The following is an 18,375-nucleotide window of genomic DNA, read 5'->3' as shown; positions in this document are numbered from 1 at the left end:
GCACCATGTCTGACACCGGCTCTGCCCTGGCAGGGTTCCTGCTCGCCGATTCCCGGCTGCCGTCCGGCGCCTATTCACACTCCGCGGGCATGGAACCCGCGGTGCTCGCCGGGCTGGGCGTCGAGGGTGTGTACCCCTACTTGCTGGCGCGGCTTTCCACCGTGGTGCGGATGGAGGCATGCGCCGCTGTGCTGGCCTTCCGGGCAGCACAGGCGGTCCGCACCGCCGGCCCGGTTCCGCAACCCGGTTCGGTAACGGGTTCTGAACCGCGCCGGGGTACCGGACAGGAAACGGCCCCTCCCGGCTTTGTGGAACTGGAAGCCGCACTCGACGCCCGCACGCCGTCCGCCGCCCAGCGCGACGCATCCCGCCGTCTCGGCCGCGGCATGCTGCGCCTGGCCGGCACCCTGAAAGCCGCTGATCCCGCCGTCGTGCTCCTGAAACAGACCGTGCCGAAACCCACCCGGCCGGTCGCCCTCGGGGTGACCGCAGCCGCACTCGGTATGACGGAGGGTCCGCTGGCCCGGCTCTGCTGCTACGACGATGCCCAATCCGTCGTGTCCGCTGCCCTGAAGCTGCTGCCGATCGATCCCATGACCGCGGCAGGCTGGATCCTTGCCGCTGAGGGCGAGATCAACGGCGTCGCAGAATCCGCCGTGGCCGCCCGCGGCCTCGAAGACCTGCCCGCCCTCAGCGCCCCGTGGATGGAGCACTGGGCCGAAGACCACACCACCAGAACAAGGAGACTGTTCGTTGCCTGAAAACACCATGCACCCGTCCGCCACACCCCCGTCCACCCGTTCCCTGCGCCTCGGAGTCGCCGGACCCGTGGGGACCGGTAAAAGCTCACTGATCGCCACGGTCTGCCGGGCGATGTCCGATGAACTGAACATCGGGGTGATCACCAACGATATCTATACGGATGAGGATGCCCGGTTCCTTCGCTCGGCCGGTGTCCTGCCCGCTGAGCGGATCCGGGCAGTTGAAACCGGGGCCTGCCCGCACACCGCCATCCGCGACGACGTCACGACCAATCTGCTGGCCGTCGAGGACCTCGAAGCGGACTTCGCTCCCCTGGACCTGGTCCTCGTGGAAAGCGGCGGCGACAACCTCACCGCGACCTTCTCCCCTGCCCTGGTGGACGCCCAGATCTTCGTGCTCGACGTCGCGGGCGGCGGCGACGTCGCGCGCAAGGGCGGACCCGGCATAGCCCGCGCGGACCTCCTGGTGATTAACAAGATCGATCTGGCCCCGCACGTGGACGTGGATGTGGACCAGATGGTTGCTGACGCCACCGCAGCGCGCGAGGGCGGACCGGTCCTGGCGCTGTCCCGCAAACGCCTGGAAACAATCGACCAGCTCAGTGCCTGGGTGCGCTGGATGGTCGCCCGGCACCGCGCCGGTTCACACATCCCGCAGGACCCTGGGCCCATGGCCCCGCACTTCCACGCCGATGAGGACGGAGGGTTTATCCACAGCCACGACGAGGAGCCCGGTGCTGTCCACCGTCACTGATCCTGTCTGCGGCGCCGTGGCTACCGGCTCCCGGCCCACTCGGATTGCCGTGGAACGTTCGGGGGACGGAGCCCGGTTCTCCGTGCTGGACCAGGGACTCTATCTGGCGCCGCGGCCGGTCAGTGCCCCGCTGCGCGCGCCGGACGGAGGGACCCCGCATCTGCGCGTTGCCCTGATTGGGATCCACATGATGCTGCTGGGCGGGGACGACATCCGGATCGAGCTCAACGTTGGTCCCGGGGTCACGCTGGAGGTGATCGAACCGGCCGGGATGGTGGCCTACGACGCCGAAGGGGTTGCCTCGCGCTGGTCGCTGGACGCCGTCCTGGGTGAGGATTCGGCACTGGTCTGGGACGGTGCACCGTTTGTGATTGCCGGCGGAGCGGATGTCTTCCGGCAGACCCGTGTGCGGATGGGCGCCGGAGCCCGGGTGCTGATCCGGGAGACCCTGGTGCTGGGACGCTCGGGCGAAGCCGGTGGCGCACTGCGCAGCGTTACCCGGCTGACCGGTCCCGGCGGTGACTTCCTGTACGAGGATCTGGACCTTACCGGCGTCCGGCGGCAGGCCATCGGCGTGCTGGGCACCTCAAAGGTCCTCTCCAGCGCGACGGCGGCCGGCTGGCGTCCAGCACCGGTGCAAGGGCCGGGGCACAGGCCGGGGGCGGGGACCGGCTTGGACCCGAGCGCCTGTCCGGGCCAAAACACCGGCCCGGGAAACCCCGCCCCCGCGGCACACCTGTTTGAGCTGGCCGCCGACGGCGCTGTCCTGCGCGCCCTGACTGATTCGGCCCATCAGGCCGACCGCCTGGTCCAGCCGGAGTACGTGCGCTGGAAGGATCAGCTTACGGAATAGCGGAACCCCGTTACGGAATAGCTGAACCGTGCGATAGCTGAACCCCGCGCCTTGGTACTGCCGTCCGGCTCCGGCAAGGCGTCCGCCGGGAGGCCCCGGTAGACGGGGAAGCTGCCCCCGGGCCTCCCGGCCGCCCGGCCGCCCGGTCAGCGGGTCAGCGGGTCAGCCCGTCCGATGCCTTCCAGTAGGCTGCCGCAGCAGCCCAGGCGGCCAGGAAAATCCCGACGACGGCGAACCCGAAGTACTCCAGGTCCAGCCCGCCGAGCCAGGCCACCGGCCCCGTCTGGAGACCCAGTAGGTCGGTGAGCAGGCCGCCCAGCACCGCCGCGCCGACCAGGAACGCCACGGCTACTGAAACGCCGGTGATGACGAGGTTGTAGAACACCTTGCGCGCCGGAGCATCGTAGGCCCACTTGTAAACCCTCGCCATCAGCACCCCGTCCAGGGAGTCGAAGAGCACCATTCCCGAGGTGAAGAGCAGCGGCAGGATCATCACCACATACCAGGGCAACAGAACCACGGCGCCGCCGGCGACCACAAACAGGCCGATGGTGGTCGCGGTGTCCAGGCCAAGGCCGAACAGGAAACCGAGCGGGTACATTTTCCACGGCCGGTCCACCCGCCGGGCAACGGGCCCCAGCATCCGGCTGATAAACCCGCGCTGTTCCAGCGCTGCCTCAAGCTCTTCCTCGCGGAAACTGCCGGAGCGCAGCTGGCGGAAGACCCGCACGATACCGGCGAGGGCAACCAGGTTGACTGTCCCGATCAGCAGCAGGAACGTGCCGGAAACCGCTGGACCCCAGATGCCGGAAACCTGCTTCAGCGCTGAACCGTCGTCCGAAAGCTGCCCGGCAAGGGCGTCCACCCCGGCGGCCAGCAGCGCCACTGCCCCCACCACGATCGTCGAGTGGCCCAGAGCGAACCAGAACCCCGTGGATACCGGCCGTTCTGACCCCACGGCAAGCCGCCGGGTGGTGTTGTCGATGGCAGCTATGTGGTCGGCGTCGAAGGCATGCCGTACCCCCAGGAGGTAGGCAGTAATGGCCAGGCCTGCACCGAAGACCGCGCCGCCGTCGCCGGTCCGGTAGCTGTGCGGCAGGACCAGCAGTGCGAACCCGCCCCAGGCGAGCAGATGCAGAGCGCCGATGGCCAGGCCCATGCCCCACAGGGTCCCGCGGACGGAGGGGGTGGACGGAGTGGGCGCAGTTTGCATGGGGACCTCAAGGCGTTGAACCGGCGGGGGCAGAACCTGATCGTACGAACCCTGCATTGCGGTGACGTAAACAGGAGGTCACCCCGTGTTAACGCGGCCGGAAACAGCGCTGTCCCTGCCCGCCCGGAACAAAGCTCCAGGCGGGCAGGGACAGCAAAAAGTGGTGCTCGGCCAACGGCCTAGCCGGCGGTTACCGGATCAGCAGCAGCCGCGTCCTCCGAGGTGATCGGAGTGTTCTTAGGTGCCGCGGCACGGACGAACCGCGGGCCTTCGGGCCCGTAGGCGTCGGCCGGTTCCGGGAACAGTGCCAATACCAGCGGGTAGAGCAGCGCGGCCAGGCCGATCGATACCGGGATGCTCAGATCCACACCCGCCGCGAGGTTGCCCAGCGGACCAACGAACTGGCCCGGGAGGTTGACGAACATCAGGCCCGTGACGGCAGAGACGCCCCAGACGCCCATGGCCCGCCAGTTCCAGCCGTTGTTGAACCAGTAGCGTCCTCCGACCTGGCGGCGGTTGAAGACCTGCAGCGAATCGGAGTCGTACCAGCCGCGGCGGGTAACGAAACCGACCATCATGATGATCATCCAGGGGGCGGTGCAGGTGATGATCAGCACGGCGAAGGTGGAGATGCTCTGGACGATATTGAAGGCAAACCGGCCAACGAAGATGAAGATGATCGCAACGGTGCCGATGAAGATGGTGGCCTGGATCCGGGAGAACCGGGGGAAAACAGAGGAGAAGTCCAGGCCGGTCCCGTAGAGGGCGGTGGTGCCCGTGGACATACCGCCGATCAGCGCGATCAGGCACACCGGCAGGAAGTACCAGGCCGGGGCGATTTCCAGCAGGCCGCCAACGTAATCCGAGCTTTCCAGGAATGCCGGCGCCTGGATGGCGATAATCGTGGCGGTGACCAGGCCGAAGAGGAACGGCACCATGGTGGCCATCTGGGCCAGGAATGCCGCTCCCAGAATCCGGATCTTGGGAGTTTCTGCCGGGATGTAGCGGGACCAGTCCCCCAGGAAGGCGCCGAAGGACACCGGGTTGGACATCACAATTAGGGCTGCGCCGATAAACGAAGGCCAGTACAAGGCAGCGGTTTCGGCATCTGCACCGGGCCCGAAAATTCCGGCGTAGGACGGGTCGAACGCACCCGCGAAGGCGACGATGCCCAGCAGGAAAAGCGCGGAAGCGGCAACCACGGCGATTTTGTTGACCCACAGCATAAACCGGTACCCGTAGATGCACACGGTGAGGATCAGGATGGCAAACACTGCGTACGCAACGCTCAGCGTGAAAACGTTGTTCGGCAGGCCGACCAGCCGGTTGGCCCCGCCCACCAGCGCGTCGCCGGAGCTCCAGACAGAGATGGAGAAGAAGGCGAAAGCAGTCAGCAGGGACAGGAAGGAGCCGACGATGCGGCCGTGCACGCCCAGGTGCGCCGAGGAGGAGACAGCGTTGTTAGTGCCGTTGGTCGGCCCGAAGACCGCCATCGGCGCCAGGACCAGGGCCCCGGCCACCAGGCCCAGGACCGTGGCCAGCAAAGCATCGCGGAAGGAGAGGCCGAAGATAATCGGGAAGGATCCCAGCACTACCGTGGCAAAGGTGTTGGCACCGCCAAAAGAGAGGCGGAAGAGGTCCAGGGGCCGGGACGTCCGTTCCGGGGCGGGAATCGGTTCAATGCCGTGTTGTTCCACCCGGGCAGCCGGCGCGGTTGTTGTACTCATGCTGCCTCGTTCCCGGTGGCCGCGGGTGCCGGAGACAGGTGTTCATGGACAGCAAGGACAGCGCCGTCTGTGGAGCGCGCGAACACAATGGTCTCCCGTTCCCGGGTCTCTTCCGCTGCGCCGGGCGTGCCGGCGACGGTGTGCACGTCATGGGTGAAGACGGCGGACGGGCCGGCGAGCTGGATCCGGGCATTCGTGCTGGTGCAGGACTCAATGGCCCAGCCCTCGGCGGTCCAGCCCTCCCAGAGGGTACGGTATTCGCTCCGTGACTCCAGCCGCGCCGGCTCGGTGTGGAACACGAACGTGGCATCTTCGGCGAAGGCACCGAAGTAGGCCTCGGTATCGGTGGCGGCAAACGCGGCGACAAGACGCTGGGCAGCGGCTTGGACCTCATCGCGGGTCAGATTCATGGCGGACATCCTTACTGTGCCCGGAACGGCGGGCAGGGCTGTGGGTCGCATCACCAATGCAACACGAGTGTGACTACTAAACATCAAGAGTTGCTTATTAGGCAACTCCTATACCTGCCAGTCCCGCAAATCCGTCGCCCCCGCGTCATGAAACGCAACCCGCATAACAGAAGGGGCCTTCCGGAGGCGCGGAAGGTCCCTTCAGTACTGCGGCTGGTGTGTAGTTAGGGGATCAAAACCAGCCGGATCGGATTACCTTCCTTGGCGTCCAGGGATTTCACGGCCTGCTCGGCGTCGGCGAGCGGAATCCGTGCGCTTACGGACTTGGCAAAGTCCAGACGTCCCAGCCGCGCCAGGGACACCAGCTGGGGCACGTGATGCGCCTCGGATCCGTAGTGCCCGCGGATCTGCTTTCGGGCGTAGGAAAACTCGGTGCTGTCGCTGATGGTCATCGGTTTGCCGCTCAGGCCCACGAGGACCAGCCGCCCGCGCAGTCCCAGGCAGTCGAGTGCCTGGGTCCGGACCGCGTCGACGCCGGCGAAATCGAGCGCCACGTCCAGGCCCCGCCCACCGGTCGCGGCCGCCATGGCCTCCGCAAAGTTCCCTGCCATTGGATCCAGGGCGTAGTCGGCGCCGAAGGCGAGGGCCCGTTCCCGGGCTTCCGGGATCGGGTCCACGGCAATAATCGGTGCGGCCCCGATGAGCCGCAGCAGCTGCACACCGTGGGCGCCCAGCCCGCCGATACCCCAGACGCCGACGGATTCGCCGGCGCGCACGTCTGCGGTGGAGGCGATGGCGCCCCACGGAGTGGAGACGGCGTCCGGAATGATCGATGCCTGGTCGAACGGTATTTGGTCACCCAGCGGGACCAGCACACCGGCCGGGACCACTAGATACTCAGCCCAGCCGCCGTCGTAATCCACTCCCATGGTGAGAGTCCTGCCATTGTGCTCGTAGCCCGCCTGGACCACTACACGGTCCCCCGCCGCCACCGCGGTGACGCCGGGACCGGCGAGATCCACCGTCCCCGCCACTTCGTGGCCAAGCGTGACTTCATCGCCCTGAAGGAATTTGGGGCGGAGCAGGCCCTGGATCAGGTGGACATCTGAAAGGCAGACGCCTGCCGCGCCCACCTTGATACGGACGAAACCGGGGCCCGGGTCCGGCACCGGAACTTCCTGCATGGAGAACTTTCCGGTTTCGACATTCAGGCGTCCGGCGATCATCGTCCGGGTAGTGCCGTTAGACATTGCAAACCTCTTATAACAGTGGAAACTGCGGCTGCGGGTGCGGCCGCAGAACCCCATTATCTGCCCGGGTAACACTTGCGCCAAAACAGCCGGCGACTGCCGTCAGGCCTGCAGAATCACCTTGAGGGCATCGGTTTCCGCTGCCCGGGAGAAGGTGTCATAGGCAGTGATGATGTCCTGCAGCGGGTACCGGTGACTGATGAACTGATCGGCCGGCAGCTTTCCCTCTGCGACCAGCTTCAGCAGCATGGACAGGGTGTTCGTGTTGACCAGGCCGGTGCTGATATCAATATTCCTGATCCACAGCTGGTCCAGGGCCAGGCTGACCGGTTTGCCGTGGACACCCACGTTTGCCACGTTGCCGCCCGGCCGCACGATCTGCGTGCACATGTCGAAGGTGGCGGGGATGCCGACAGCTTCCACGGCAACGTCCACGCCCAGGCCATCGGTCTGGGCCAGGATCTGTTCCTTCCAGTCCCGGTCACCCGAATTAACGCCGTGTGTGGCACCAAAGCGCCGCGCCTGCTGCAACCGGTTGGCGTCCAGGTCAACGGCGATGACCTTTGCCGCACCGTAGAGACCGGCGGTCGCAATGACGGCAAGGCCAACCGGCCCGGCGCCAACGACGGCTACGACGTCGCCCGGTTTGGTCCGGCCATACTGCACGCCGATTTCGAAGCCGGTTGGAAAAATGTCGCTGAGCAGGACACCGTGTTCCTCGGAAACACCCTCCGGCAGGAGATACATCGAAGTGTCCGCGTAGGGCACCCGGACGTACTCCGCCTGCGTGCCGTCAATGAGGTGCCCGAAAATCCAGCCGATCCCGGATTGCCCCTCATCGCCGAGGCAGTGGGAATAGAGTCCCTCCTTGCAGAACGTGCAGGAGCCATCGGCTGACACGCAGGCGAGAATGACCTTGTCTCCGACCTTGAAGGAATTCACCCCGGTTCCGGTTTCGGTGACGGTGCCGACACCCTCGTGCCCTAATATCCGCCCGGGAGTGACAGCAGGAACATCACCCTTCAGGATGTGGAGGTCTGTTCCGCAGATGGTGGTGGTGTCAATCCGGACGATCGCATCACGCGGTTCCTGGATGCGCGGGTCCGGCACATCCTTCCAGGATTTCTGTCCGGGTCCTTCGTAAACGAGTGCTTTCATGGTGTCCTCGTCCGCTCGGTCTGGCCTGGGGCAGGCCCGGCTGAGCGCTGCTGCCGGCTTTCCTGGCACGTGCCGGTTTCGCCAGCCTTCCGCCGGGCTGCCCCTAACCTTAGGCCGGAGCCGCACTCCGCGGAAGGTTCAATGGCTACTCACCATCCACATACAGCCAACGGCCTGCTTCCCGGAGGAAACTGCTGCGTTCGCTCTGGACGCCGGGAGCATCATCCTCCCGGTAATGTGCGGCGAAAGCGACGACGCCGGTGGAGTCCAGGGGGCCGCCGGCCTGGGTGGACAGGATGTCCAGCCGCCGCCAGACGCGTGCCGGATCCAGGTCCAGCCGGGCGGGACGCGCACTCGGATGCCAGGTGCGGAGCAGATAGTTGCTGTCTCCGGTCACGAAGGCGGAGTAACGGGACCGCATCAGTGCTTCCGCCGTCGGGGCGGGGACACTGCCTGCATGGAAGCGGTGGCAGCATCCGCCGTAGGTATCCCCGCTGAGGCAGGGGCAGCGGTCGGAGGTGTTCAGCACCGGGAAAGTCATTCTACAAGTATGCGAGACTCCGGGTCCCGTGCATAAACAGGTCTACGGCGGGCTGATGGGCTGGGGAGTTGTTCCACTGATGTGCCCGGGATTAACCGGGTAGCGGTCCTGGCCGGCGGCGCCCACCCGCCCCGCTGCCAGTACGACGGCGACGGTCAGTACGGTCATGGCGAGGACAGCAAGCAGTGCCCGACCGGTAATCACCGCACGGCTGGGAGCCACGCGGACGGATCCCGCGTACCCCTGGACGGCACTGCGTGACCCGCTGATCCTGCGTGACCCGCTGGTCCGCCACCGCCCGCCGTTCCGCCGGCCAACGGGCGCGGAAACCGGCAACAGACCAATCGAGGGGGGTGTCGGCGGGGCTGCGGGTGTGTGGACATCCGGATGGCCGGATCCACCACCATCCGATAAATAAGCGGCTGCCGCCTGTTCCACAGCGGGGACAGGCGCCGCGGGTCCCTGGACAGCCGCCGCTTCCTGGTCCGGTTCCGGCCCCGCTGTTCCCGTGCCGCCCGTCCCAGCTGTTCCGGCTGTTCCACTCATTCCCACCGTTCCGGCGACTGCCCCGGACACAATCGATTCGGCGGCGTCCTGTGCCGGCCCGGGAACTCCAGCATCAGCTGCAGGACGGAACGCTGCGGATGCGCCCGCCCAGCGGAAATCCAGCAGGGAAGCAGAGACCTCCCCCGCAGTGGGCCTGTCCTCCGGGGTCCGTGCTGTCATGGCAGTCAGCAGCGACCGCCACTGTGGTCCCAAGGTTGCGGGAATCTCCGGGTCCCGGCTCAGCCGTGCGACGGCCGCTTCCACAGCGCTGCCCCCGAATTCGATCCGTCCGGTAACGCTCTCCAGCAGGACCAGCCCCAGCGAATAGATGTCTGACGAAGCACAGGCGGAACTGCCGGACGCCTGTTCGGGACTCAGATAGTTTGCGGTGCCCAGGGTCGCACCGGTTGCCGTGATGCGGGCACCATCCACCATCCGCGCTATACCGAAATCGGTGAGCTTGGCCCGCGGCGCTGTTCCCGCGATTGCCGGCGGCAGCAGAATATTGGCAGGCTTTACGTCCCGGTGCACAACACCACGGGCGTGGATATAGGCCAGCGCTCCGGCAAGTTCGGCTCCGATATACGCGACGTCGGCAGCCGGCACGGGTTTGTCCCGCAGTCGTTTCCGAAGGTCCGGACCATCAATGAGTTCCATGACCAGGAAGGCACGCGGTTCGCCGGCGGCGCCGTCGTCGCGGCCGGCATCATCCTTACCGGCATCAAACAGGGTGACCAGCCCGGGGTGGGTGAGGGAGGCCAGCAGGTGCATTTCCGTGTCTTGGCGCTCGACGTCGTCGGGGTCCACAGCACTGGCTCGGAAGAGCTTTACCGCAATATCGCGGCCGAGAGCTTCATCCTGTCCTCGATAGACGGTGGCCATGCCACCGTGGCCTATGGGTTCGGTGAGTCGGTAACGGCCCGCAATCAGACGATTCAGGCCACCCGCTGCGCTGATTTCCATGCTGCAACCTTCTCTCGCCACTTAAGAGTAACGGGTGGTTTGCAGCACGTAGATGGGGTCCGCCTACTTATTTTTGAACCGGGTTTTTCCCTCGTGGAAGTCCGTCGAATACGCTAAACTGCCCTGCCGCGTTTGACCCCGGCAGGGCAGTTGGACCGCTGTCCCCCGCCCGGCCTGCGGCTGGACGCGGAAAGGGAATCTTTAGCCGCCGAAGACCGGGGCCAGCGCCTTCCAGGCCTGCTGCAGTCCCAGGATGATGAACAGCAGGGCGGTGATTCCCAGTGCGATGTTTGTGTGCAGGCGGTTGGCGTAGGCCTTCGGAATCCGCTTGCCGTTGAGCAGGCCCAGCAGGGTCAGAGCAAGGAAGGGCATAAACAGCGAACCGAGGACACCGTAGGCCAAGATCAGGCCGATCGGCTGTCCCAGCGCGAACAGGATCATCGGCGGGAAAGTCAGCCAAAGCACGTAGAACTTGAAGTACTTGCCGCCGACCCGGGTATCCGGGTGTCCGGATTCCTTGCCGCGCATATTGCCCCAGAAGTCCGCGAACATCAGGGAGACACCGTTCCACACGCCGATGATCGAGGAGAAGGAGGCAGCCCAGAATCCCACGAGGAAACCGGTGCCGACGAAGTCTCCGTACTCCACCTTCAGCACGTCATAGAGGTCCAGCAGTCCCTCATCGCCGGCGCTGAGCGAGATGCCTGCGGTCCGGACAACCTCGGCACCAACGATCAGCATGGCGACCACAAAGATGCCGGTCATGACGTAGGCCATGGAGTTGTCGATCCGCATGACCTTCATCCATTTGGGCGTGTACCAGCCCTTTTCGCGGAGCCAGTACCCGTAGGCGGCCAGAGTGATGGTGCCGCCGACACCGCCGGCAAGCGCCAGGGTGTAGACGACGCCGCCTTCCGGAATGACCGGGACGAGGCCCTTGAACATCTCCGGGATGTTCGGCACGGCGATGATGGCCAGGCCCACCACGGAAACGAACATCAGGCCCACCAGGACTGCGGTGATCTTCTCAAAGGTGGCGTACTTGCCGAACCAGACCATGACGAAACCGGCCAGACCCATGCAGATAGCCCAGGCCCACAGCGGCAGGACCGGGAACACCGCGGCAAGCGGGAGGGCCGCGGAGGACATCGCCGTCGCTCCGTAGACGAAGCCCCAGATCATGATGTACGGGCCGAAGTACCAGGTGGTCCAGCGTCCGAGGGAACGCCAGCCTTCGAAGATGGTCTTTCCGGTGGCCAGGGTGAAGCGGCCGGCCCCTTCGACCAGGATGATCTTCAGGATCACGCCGAGGATGACAGCCCACAGCAGCCCGTAGCCGTACCTGGACCCGGCAACCAGGGTCGCGACCATGTCGGCCGCGCCGACACCGGTTGCCGCGACCACCAGCCCGGGGCCAACTATCTTCCATTTGGCGGGTGCGCCGCCGTCGTCATCGACGCGCTCGGAGTGCGGGACGGCACCCGCGCGGGCGTTGTTCTCAGCCATCGGCCTGGGATTCCTATCGTGCGAGAGGCCACGGCGGGACAGCAGCCGCGGCAATGTGCCGGGGCTCACCCGGGACAATGAATTCTCTCACACCCCTTGCGCCGCGCCGAATTTTCTGAACGGGCTAACCACAGGTGCACCATAGGCCTCATAAGCCCCGGTTTCATGCGTCACGACGGTCAGACCTGCCTCTATGGCAGTGGCCGCAATGAGGGAGCGGAATGCCTCCCGCGTGTCTCCGGTCTCCGCCGCTGGGACGGAGGGCAGCGACCGCCACGCCACCGCCACGTGGTGGCTGACCGGAAGGATGTTCCCAGAAAACCGATTAATGAACTCGTCGAGCCATCCGTCGGGGCTTTCCTGCGAGTCCAGCTCCGCAAGGGTCAGGGCGGAGACAAAAATGCGCAGATGGCTCCGGCTGCGCAGAAAGGCCACGACGCCGGGATCCGGGGCAGCACCGCGCACCTCCGCGACCACCGGCGTATCGAGAAGCAGCCCTGCCGGAGCGCTCATGCTGCGGCGGCTGGGTCGCCGAGCAGGAAGCTGATAAAGGCTTCCCGCCCGCTGACCAGGGCTTCATACTCCTGGAGGCTGACTGCGTGAAGGGAGGGTCGTGCGGGAACAAATGTGTCCATGGGTGCGGCGCCGTGCGCCGGTCCTTTCGGCGTGCTCTTGCCTGGCACCGGTTGCCCCTTGGGGCGAGTGCAGGCCGCTTCTTCATCCGAACCACCCAACGAGCGTGGGGTTGGTATGCGGCCAAGTCGGAGCTTGGCGGCCGCAGTTCTTGAAGCTGTTGGAAGTATAGCCTTACGCCGGACCCAATGTGTGTTCCGTTACAGCCCGCGTCATCTGTGCCGGAGCCCACGTGCCTTTCACTAGCTGTTCCAGTGACCCGCAGCGCCTGATGACTCCAGCCATCACTGGACCCCCGGTGAATCGGATGCAGGGCCGGCAAAGCCGTTTTAAACAACAGATGCAGGACGGAAATCCGTCCTGCATCTGCGTCCAGCTGGCCCGTGAAAGGGGCCGGAAGTCTTAGTTAGACAGCCTGGATGTTTACCGCCTGGGGGCCCTTGGGTCCCTGTTCGGTATCGAAGCTAACCTTCTGGTTCTCTTCGAGGGAGCGGTAGCCGCTCGCATTGATGGCGGAGTAGTGGGCGAAAACATCGGCGCTGCCGTCGTCGGGCTCGATGAAGCCGAAGCCCTTTTCAGAGTTGAACCATTTCACGGTGCCAGTTGCCATTTTTAATCATCCTTCTGAGGCGAAACATCCCCGACCGTCGGGGAGCTTCCAGTTGCTGTGCCGTCTACGGCGTTCTACAAAAAAAGCGGCTTTGCCCTGGATCTGGGTTTCGGCCGCTTGGATACAAAATGCTCAACACAACAACTGCGGCTAGTATACACAGCGGCCAGAGCAGCGTCACGGGTCTTTTGACTCCCCTAGGCTGGAAAGATGGACTCCCCGATCGAGCACTACCTGCAGCGCATCCACGCCGAGATTTCCGACCTCAAGGACGGAAAACCCTACAGCTCCATTCCGGCCATGGCGAACGTTGATCCAGACCGTTTCGGAATCGTCCTCGCCACCGCCGACGGCTACGTCTACGAGGTGGGTGACACCCGCGAGGAATTCAGCATCCAGTCGATCTCCAAGCCGTTCACTTACGGGCTGGCGCTGGCCGACCGCGGGATGGATGACGTCGACGCCAAGGTCGACGTCGAGCCTTCCGGAGATTCCTTCAACGAAATCTCCCTCGCCGAAGGGACGGGGCGGCCGGCCAATGCGATGATCAATGCGGGGGCCCTCACGGCCACTTCCCTGGTGCGTGGTTCCGGCGGCAACTCCCGTTTCAAGCGGATCCTGAATACCTACTCGGCGTTCGCGGGCCGCCAGCTATCCGTCAGCGAGCGCATCTACCAGTCCGAGTTGAAACACGGACACCGCAACCACGCTCTGGCCTACCTGCTGCGCAGCTTCGGCATCATCGAATCCGACCCGACGCCGGTGATCGAGGACTACTTCCGGCAGTGCTCCGTTATGGTGACTGCCCTCGACCTGGCGATGATGGCTGCAACGCTGGCCAACAGCGGCCGCAATCCCCTGAGCAATGAGCAGGTGCTGGACATCGCTTCGGTGGAACGGGTGCTTTCGGTCATGGCGACCTGCGGCATGTACGACGATGCCGGCGCGTGGATGAGCAGTGTCGGGATGCCCGCCAAGTCCGGTGTGGGCGGCGGAACGATCGCAGTGCTGCCCGGCCAGATCGGGCTGGCTGTTTATTCTCCGCCGCTGGATGCCCACGGGAGCAGCGTCCGCGGGGTCGCGGTCAGCCAGCGGCTGTCCCACGACCTGGAACTGCACTTTGTCCGGGCCGGACGGACCGGACGTTCAGCGCTCCGGGCCGCCTATGACATCGGGACCACGCCGTCCGGCATCCGCCGAAGCGAGGAAGCCGCCGCCGTGCTCCGCGCCAACGCGCACCGCGCGCACGTCCTCGAGCTTAATGGGGATCTGCTTTTTGCCGGGGCCGAGGCGATGGTCCGCGAGCTCTCCTCGCTTCAGGACGACGTCGAACTGGTGGTCCTGGACCTGCGGAGCGTGGACGAAGTCTCCGGTGTGGCCCTTCGGATGTTCGGTGAGGCGGCGCAGATGCTGAAGGACTCCGGCAGGCAGCTGGCCCTGGTGGATACCGCCGGCACCGTGGCTGCCGATCTGACGGAGCACGGCCACCCCGTGCCCGCGTTTGCCACCCGCTCGGCCGCAGTGGAATGGTGCGAGGACGAGCTGCTGGGGCGCTACGGCGCGGATCTGGTCCAGCCGGAGCGGATCCTCCCAGCGGACTCCCCTGCCCTGGCCCCGCTGGGGCAGGAGGCCGCCGAGGATCTGGCCGGACGGATGGAGGAACTCTCCTACGCCGACGGTGATGTGATCCGGCGCATCGGGCAACGGTTCAGCGGCGTGTATTTTATTTCCTCCGGGTATGTGCAGACTCTGATGCCTGGGCCTGACGGGCACCGGGTGAAGCTGAACCGGCTGGGCGCCGGCATGACCTTCGGCGAAATGGCGCTCGGCGACGACAAGCGCCAGGAAACCACGGTCAAGGCCGACGGCGAGGTCCAGGTATGGCGGCTCCCGGCCGAGGAGATCGCCCGGATGGAAGCGGACGAACCGCGGTTGGCCATGCAGTTCTGGCGGGCCCTGACCCAGGACGCCTACACACGGGTGGAGCAGTATCTGCGTGAAACGGCAGTGCGGGTGCAGGACTAGCAGTTAAACAAGAAGAGCAGGACGGGCAACCGTCCTGCTCTTCTTTTTAGATACCAGCCTTTACGGCGGTGTCTAGGCTTCTGGAATTAGAGGCCCTGGATGTTCGTGGCCTGCGGGCCCTTGGGGCCCTGCTCGGTGTCGAAGGAGACCTTCTGGTTCTCTTCGAGGGACTTGTAGCCGCTGGAGTTGATAGCGGAGTAGTGAGCGAAGACGTCGGCGCTGCCGTCGTCCGGCTCAATGAAGCCGAAGCCCTTTTCGGAGTTGAACCACTTCACGGTACCTGTAGCCATTTTTAATACTTCTTTCTGCTCGAAACCGCTCCGACTTTCGGGGGTTTCAGTCGCGGTGTCCGTTTTTACCGCTTCTACAGAAAAAGCGGCTAGCCCGTATGGGTTTCGCCGCTTGAAATACAAAACGCGCAACACAACAACTGAAAATGACTATACACGAGTTTTCCCGAGAGTGCTACATCCCTCCCCCACAGGGTGCCTGGACCTCACTCCGGCTGCAGGAATTCCGCCGGAATCCGGCCCCGGTCGGCGATCCGCCGAAGCAGGACCCGGTCGATCGGAAGCCCCCGCCGGAGCACACTGACATCCCCGGTTGGTTCCAGGATCACCAGGGCGATCTCAGAAAAGTTCCTGATCCCTGCCTGCCGTAGTTTGAAGTACAGCTCGTCTTCCTGGATCCGGGCCCGCTTCAGCCCCTGGGCCAGGACCTGTTCTCCGGCCATCAGCAGAATTGGCCTGCTGCTCAGGTACGTTCCGTGCTTGGTCTGCCGCAGGTAGGCTTCCAGCCGCAGCATCCCGAACATCGTGGCCAGCCCGATGATGCCTGCCGCCAGCGTGGGGGTGTAGCCGAGCACCACCCGGCCCAGGACAGAACCCAGGGCAATGACTATCGCCTTGTCCATAGTCGACCAGCTGGCCAGCGCGCGCTGTCCAAAACCCCGGACCAGCAGGAAAAAGGCGAGATAGATGCCCAGGGCCGAAATAACGACCCAGAGCGCTTCAAGAGGCGAAATTCCAAGGCTGTGCCACACGGTGGTCTCCTAACGGATGCGCCTGGTCCCCGTCAGCCCAGACTAGCCCGCAGCCCTTGTCCCGGTCAGCGCTTCCGCCCGCTTTCCCACCTCAGGTCCCGGGTCAGCCTCAGGTCCCGGGTCAGTCCCGGCTCAGGCGAAAACCGATTCCCCGGCCCAGGGACGGATCAGCTCCCGCTGTTCCGCACTCACCCTCAGCAGGCGGCCGGATGCGCCATCGACAAAAGCCAGGACGGTCTCCGCCTTGACGCACGGCGCTCCGGTCACCGGGTCGGACACCAGATAGGAGATGCCCAGGCTCGCTGCTTTCACCGAGCTGATCCAGATATCGACGTCCGCCGGGATGTTGCGGTACTCCAGCGGAGCCAGGTACTTCACCCGATGCTCGGAAATCAGGGACTGTGTGTTCGCCGGGACCGAGTTGAAGAGTGCGATAGGCGGTTCCGTGCCCGGTGCCCCGGTGCCGCCGGGCGGGCCAAAGGCCAGGATGCGTGCTTCTTCCAGCATGCGGAGGATCTCCACGTTGTTGATGTGGCCGTAGGCGTCCATGTCCGACCACCGCATGGGCACGTTCACACGGATGACATGGGAAGAATTCGTCATGAATCCGATTTTGGCACAGGGCTGCATTGCACCCCTGCTGCGGCTGCCGCGTTACGCCCGGAGCAGCCCTGCGGCTGCCCCGGGATCCGCGGCTACGCTCCGGCGGTCTGCATCACCTGGGCCAGGAGCGTGAAGGACCGCAGCCGCTGCTCCAGCGTGGCAGCGTGCGTGGCGACGATCAGCTCGTCCGCCTGGGCATGCTCAGCGAACCAGTCCAGGTACTCCCGTACCTGGGCGGTGGTGCCCACACCGGAGTAGTGGCCCATCATCTTGATGTGCTGGCCGGCGGGTGACTCGAGCACCAGGTCCGCTTCTTCGTCCGTGTAGGTCCGGTCCTTGCCGAGCAGCTGGGTGACCCGGCGGCGCTGGGACTGCGCAAAGATGGCCTCGGCTTCTTCGGTGGTGTCCGCTGCGAGCACATTCACGCCGGCAATAACATACGGCTCCGCGAGCTGCGCGGAGGGCTGGAACTCCCGGCGGTACAGGGCGACGGCGTCCTGCAGGGCCTGCGGGGCGAAATGCGAGGCGAAGGAGTATGGCAGGCCCAGTGCAGCGGCCAGGCGGGCACCGAACAAGGAGGAGCCCAGAATGTAGAGCGGGACGTTGGTCCCCTTGCCGGGGATCGCGTCGATGCCCGGGATTAGGCTGTTGCCGGTCAGGTACCCCTGCAGCTCCTGGACATCCCGCGGGAAGCTGTCAGCGGACATTGGGTCCCGCCGCAGCGCCCTCATGGTCTTCTGGTCGCTGCCCGGTGCCCGGCCAAGACCCAGGTCAATACGTCCGGGGTAGAGGGATTCCAGGGTGCCGAACTGCTCAGCGATGGTCAGCGGAGCGTGGTTCGGCAGCATGATGCCGCCGGCGCCGAGCCGGATCGAGGACGTATGGGCACCGATGTAGGAGATGAGCACGCTGGTGGCAGACGATGCGATGGTCGGCATGTTGTGGTGCTCGGCGTACCAGATCCGCCGGTAGCCCAGCTTCTCTGCGTGCTGTGCCAGGGCCAGGCTGTCCCGGAAGGAATCCGTTGCGGTTCCGCCCTCTTCAATGGATGCGAAGTCGAGGATGGAGAGCGGGTACGGCATGGAATGCTGGCCTTTCGTTGCGGTGTTTGTCCTGTCCCTTCGCTGCAGCGCCGCTGGGGGCAGGCGGTGCAGGACGGGACACTTGGTTCAACCGCAAAGGTGCCCGGCTTATTTCAACCGGGTCCCATCCCCGTCCAGCCGCAGGTCACCGGTGGCGCGCCAGGAAGTTCGAAAGCCGGTGGAAGGACTGGCTCCAGCCGGTTTCGTGGCCGTCGCGGTCCTCGGCTTTCGGAAACGGTCCCTGCCGGAAGGTCATCTGTGTTCCGCCGTTGTGCGGTTCCAGGTCCACCGTGATCAGGGTGAGGTTGCTGGCCGGGCTGCCGTCCGGATCTTCCCACTGCTGAGTCATCGAAAGATGGTCCGGCGGGTCCAGCCGTTCGAGTGTGCCGCCCCACCACAGCTCGTCGCCGGTGATGGTGTTGACCATGCAGGCCTTGTATTTTCCGCCCTCCCGGTCATCCACACTGACCCGGTCTGCCGGGACAATGAAGCCTTCAGGACCCCACCAGTCGGTGGCGTGGGCCAGGTCTGCCCAGGCGTTATAAACGGCCTCCGGCTGGGCAGCGAAGCTCCGCACCATTTCCAGGTAGATTCCCCGGCGGGAACCGGATTCTGCTGGCTGTGCCATGGTGTGCCCTTCCTCGAAGAACCTCGGTGGTCCCTTTAAGTGTGCGTCCGACGGCGGCAGCAGGCACGGC

Annotated in this window: 20 protein-coding genes and 1 riboswitch; of the genes, 4 read left to right on the top strand and 16 right to left on the bottom strand. The window is 65.2% G+C overall.

Going from position 1 to position 18,375, the window contains the following annotated elements; translation table 11 throughout:
* The first annotated feature begins 5 nt into the window (after positions 1-5).
* The 3 genes from ArtHe_RS01775 to ArtHe_RS01765 are packed head-to-tail and all read left to right on the top strand — an operon-like array spanning position 6 to position 2,368.
* Positions 6-761, top strand: coding sequence for an urease accessory UreF family protein (locus ArtHe_RS01775; protein ID WP_248318484.1), 756 nt, complete (start codon positions 6-8; stop codon positions 759-761).
* A 7-nt stretch (positions 762-768) separates the two neighbouring features.
* A complete protein-coding gene (ureG, locus tag ArtHe_RS01770; protein ID WP_248319630.1) occupies positions 769-1,515 on the top strand; it encodes an urease accessory protein UreG in 747 nt (248 codons plus the stop codon).
* Complete coding sequence (locus ArtHe_RS01765) at positions 1,496-2,368, top strand: urease accessory protein UreD (RefSeq protein ID WP_248318483.1); 873 nt, start codon at positions 1,496-1,498, stop codon at positions 2,366-2,368. The genes ureG and ArtHe_RS01765 overlap by 20 nt, the downstream gene beginning before the upstream one ends.
* Positions 2,369-2,522: 154 nt before the next feature.
* On the opposite strand, the gene ArtHe_RS01760 is transcribed toward ArtHe_RS01765, so the two are convergent.
* The 11 genes from ArtHe_RS01760 to ArtHe_RS01710 form a co-directional block, all read right to left on the bottom strand.
* Positions 2,523-3,581, bottom strand: coding sequence for a HoxN/HupN/NixA family nickel/cobalt transporter (locus tag ArtHe_RS01760; protein WP_248318482.1), 1,059 nt, complete (start codon positions 3,579-3,581; stop codon positions 2,523-2,525).
* A 179-nt stretch (positions 3,582-3,760) separates the two neighbouring features.
* Positions 3,761-5,308: a cytosine permease gene (locus ArtHe_RS01755; RefSeq protein WP_248318481.1), complete on the bottom strand. Its 1,548-nt coding sequence runs from the start codon at positions 5,306-5,308 to the stop codon at positions 3,761-3,763.
* On the bottom strand, positions 5,305-5,718 hold the full coding sequence (locus ArtHe_RS01750; RefSeq protein WP_248318480.1) for a nuclear transport factor 2 family protein: 414 nt from the start codon (positions 5,716-5,718) through the stop codon (positions 5,305-5,307). The genes ArtHe_RS01755 and ArtHe_RS01750 overlap by 4 nt, the downstream gene beginning before the upstream one ends.
* Positions 5,719-5,942: 224 nt before the next feature.
* A complete protein-coding gene (locus ArtHe_RS01745; protein ID WP_248318479.1) occupies positions 5,943-6,968 on the bottom strand; it encodes a zinc-binding dehydrogenase in 1,026 nt (341 codons plus the stop codon).
* Positions 6,969-7,070: 102 nt separating this feature from the next.
* The gene (locus ArtHe_RS01740) at positions 7,071-8,126 is read right to left on the bottom strand and encodes a zinc-dependent alcohol dehydrogenase family protein (RefSeq protein WP_248318478.1); all 1,056 of its coding nucleotides are present in this window, start codon (positions 8,124-8,126) and stop codon (positions 7,071-7,073) included.
* A gap of 145 nt (positions 8,127-8,271) precedes the next feature.
* A complete protein-coding gene (locus tag ArtHe_RS01735; RefSeq protein WP_066298628.1) occupies positions 8,272-8,667 on the bottom strand; it encodes a YchJ family protein in 396 nt (131 codons plus the stop codon).
* Between the two features lie 42 nt (positions 8,668-8,709).
* Entirely contained in the window at positions 8,710-10,176 is a 1,467-nt protein-coding gene (locus ArtHe_RS01730) for a serine/threonine-protein kinase (RefSeq protein WP_248318477.1), read from the bottom strand.
* A gap of 201 nt (positions 10,177-10,377) precedes the next feature.
* Positions 10,378-11,682, bottom strand: a complete 1,305-nt coding sequence (locus tag ArtHe_RS01725) for an Nramp family divalent metal transporter (protein WP_066298623.1) — start codon at positions 11,680-11,682, stop codon at positions 10,378-10,380.
* 87 nt (positions 11,683-11,769) lie between these two features.
* Positions 11,770-12,195: a hypothetical protein gene (locus ArtHe_RS01720; RefSeq protein WP_248318476.1), complete on the bottom strand. Its 426-nt coding sequence runs from the start codon at positions 12,193-12,195 to the stop codon at positions 11,770-11,772.
* A complete protein-coding gene (locus ArtHe_RS01715) occupies positions 12,192-12,365 on the bottom strand; it encodes a hypothetical protein (protein WP_248318475.1) in 174 nt (57 codons plus the stop codon). Before ArtHe_RS01715 ends, ArtHe_RS01720 begins: the two co-directional genes overlap by 4 nt.
* Positions 12,346-12,472, bottom strand: a riboswitch (SAM riboswitch). It overlaps the preceding gene by 20 nt.
* A gap of 249 nt (positions 12,473-12,721) precedes the next feature.
* The gene (locus tag ArtHe_RS01710; RefSeq protein WP_066298618.1) at positions 12,722-12,925 is read right to left on the bottom strand and encodes a cold-shock protein; all 204 of its coding nucleotides are present in this window, start codon (positions 12,923-12,925) and stop codon (positions 12,722-12,724) included.
* Positions 12,926-13,135: 210 nt separating this feature from the next.
* On the opposite strand from ArtHe_RS01710, the gene glsA reads away from it, so the two are divergent.
* Complete coding sequence (gene glsA / locus ArtHe_RS01705; protein WP_248318474.1) at positions 13,136-14,950, top strand: glutaminase A; 1,815 nt, start codon at positions 13,136-13,138, stop codon at positions 14,948-14,950.
* An 86-nt stretch (positions 14,951-15,036) separates the two neighbouring features.
* Here glsA and ArtHe_RS01700 read toward each other — a convergent pair whose 3' ends face one another.
* The 5 genes from ArtHe_RS01700 to ArtHe_RS01680 all read right to left on the bottom strand — a co-directional run bounded on the left by ArtHe_RS01700 (position 15,037) and on the right by ArtHe_RS01680 (position 18,305).
* The gene (locus ArtHe_RS01700; RefSeq protein ID WP_055240158.1) at positions 15,037-15,240 is read right to left on the bottom strand and encodes a cold-shock protein; all 204 of its coding nucleotides are present in this window, start codon (positions 15,238-15,240) and stop codon (positions 15,037-15,039) included.
* A gap of 206 nt (positions 15,241-15,446) precedes the next feature.
* On the bottom strand, positions 15,447-15,992 hold the full coding sequence (locus tag ArtHe_RS01695) for a YetF domain-containing protein (protein WP_248318473.1): 546 nt from the start codon (positions 15,990-15,992) through the stop codon (positions 15,447-15,449).
* Positions 15,993-16,124: 132 nt separating this feature from the next.
* Positions 16,125-16,595 carry a thioesterase family protein gene (locus ArtHe_RS01690; protein ID WP_246168657.1) on the bottom strand — a complete coding sequence of 157 codons (471 nt, stop codon included), beginning with the start codon at positions 16,593-16,595 and terminating at the stop codon, positions 16,125-16,127.
* Positions 16,596-16,687: 92 nt separating this feature from the next.
* Positions 16,688-17,677, bottom strand: a complete 990-nt coding sequence (locus ArtHe_RS01685; protein ID WP_248318472.1) for an LLM class flavin-dependent oxidoreductase — start codon at positions 17,675-17,677, stop codon at positions 16,688-16,690.
* A gap of 145 nt (positions 17,678-17,822) precedes the next feature.
* Positions 17,823-18,305, bottom strand: a complete 483-nt coding sequence (locus tag ArtHe_RS01680; RefSeq protein ID WP_248318471.1) for an SRPBCC domain-containing protein — start codon at positions 18,303-18,305, stop codon at positions 17,823-17,825.
* Positions 18,306-18,375 lie beyond the last annotated feature (70 nt).

This window comes from Arthrobacter sp. Helios, assembly GCF_023167125.1.
In the GTDB taxonomy this organism is placed as follows: domain Bacteria; phylum Actinomycetota; class Actinomycetes; order Actinomycetales; family Micrococcaceae; genus Arthrobacter_B; species Arthrobacter_B luteolus.
The sequence above is the reverse complement of the archived record's forward strand: the minus strand, read 5'-3'. Positions and strand labels throughout refer to the sequence as shown.

Bases quoted from the DNA above. Each gene is read 5' to 3' on its own strand.
- ArtHe_RS01725 (WP_066298623.1), bottom strand. From the start codon at position 11,682: ATGGCTGAGAACAACGCCCGCGCGGGTGCCGTCCCGCACTCCGAGCGC.
- ArtHe_RS01685 (WP_248318472.1), bottom strand. From the start codon at position 17,677: ATGCCGTACCCGCTCTCCATCCTCGACTTCGCATCCATTGAAGAGGGC.
- ArtHe_RS01735 (WP_066298628.1), bottom strand. From the start codon at position 8,667: ATGACTTTCCCGGTGCTGAACACCTCCGACCGCTGCCCCTGCCTCAGC.
- ArtHe_RS01775 (WP_248318484.1), top strand. From the start codon at position 6: ATGTCTGACACCGGCTCTGCCCTGGCAGGGTTCCTGCTCGCCGATTCC.
- ArtHe_RS01720 (WP_248318476.1), bottom strand. From the start codon at position 12,195: ATGAGCGCTCCGGCAGGGCTGCTTCTCGATACGCCGGTGGTCGCGGAG.
- ArtHe_RS01755 (WP_248318481.1), bottom strand. From the start codon at position 5,308: ATGAGTACAACAACCGCGCCGGCTGCCCGGGTGGAACAACACGGCATT.
- ArtHe_RS01760 (WP_248318482.1), bottom strand. From the start codon at position 3,581: ATGCAAACTGCGCCCACTCCGTCCACCCCCTCCGTCCGCGGGACCCTG.
- ArtHe_RS01680 (WP_248318471.1), bottom strand. From the start codon at position 18,305: ATGGCACAGCCAGCAGAATCCGGTTCCCGCCGGGGAATCTACCTGGAA.
- ArtHe_RS01745 (WP_248318479.1), bottom strand. From the start codon at position 6,968: ATGTCTAACGGCACTACCCGGACGATGATCGCCGGACGCCTGAATGTC.
- ArtHe_RS01700 (WP_055240158.1), bottom strand. From the start codon at position 15,240: ATGGCTACAGGTACCGTGAAGTGGTTCAACTCCGAAAAGGGCTTCGGC.
- ureG (WP_248319630.1), top strand. From the start codon at position 769: ATGCACCCGTCCGCCACACCCCCGTCCACCCGTTCCCTGCGCCTCGGA.
- ArtHe_RS01690 (WP_246168657.1), bottom strand. From the start codon at position 16,595: ATGACGAATTCTTCCCATGTCATCCGTGTGAACGTGCCCATGCGGTGG.
- ArtHe_RS01710 (WP_066298618.1), bottom strand. From the start codon at position 12,925: ATGGCAACTGGCACCGTGAAATGGTTCAACTCTGAAAAGGGCTTCGGC.
- ArtHe_RS01750 (WP_248318480.1), bottom strand. From the start codon at position 5,718: ATGAATCTGACCCGCGATGAGGTCCAAGCCGCTGCCCAGCGTCTTGTC.
- ArtHe_RS01740 (WP_248318478.1), bottom strand. From the start codon at position 8,126: ATGAAAGCACTCGTTTACGAAGGACCCGGACAGAAATCCTGGAAGGAT.
- ArtHe_RS01730 (WP_248318477.1), bottom strand. From the start codon at position 10,176: ATGGAAATCAGCGCAGCGGGTGGCCTGAATCGTCTGATTGCGGGCCGT.
- glsA (WP_248318474.1), top strand. From the start codon at position 13,136: ATGGACTCCCCGATCGAGCACTACCTGCAGCGCATCCACGCCGAGATT.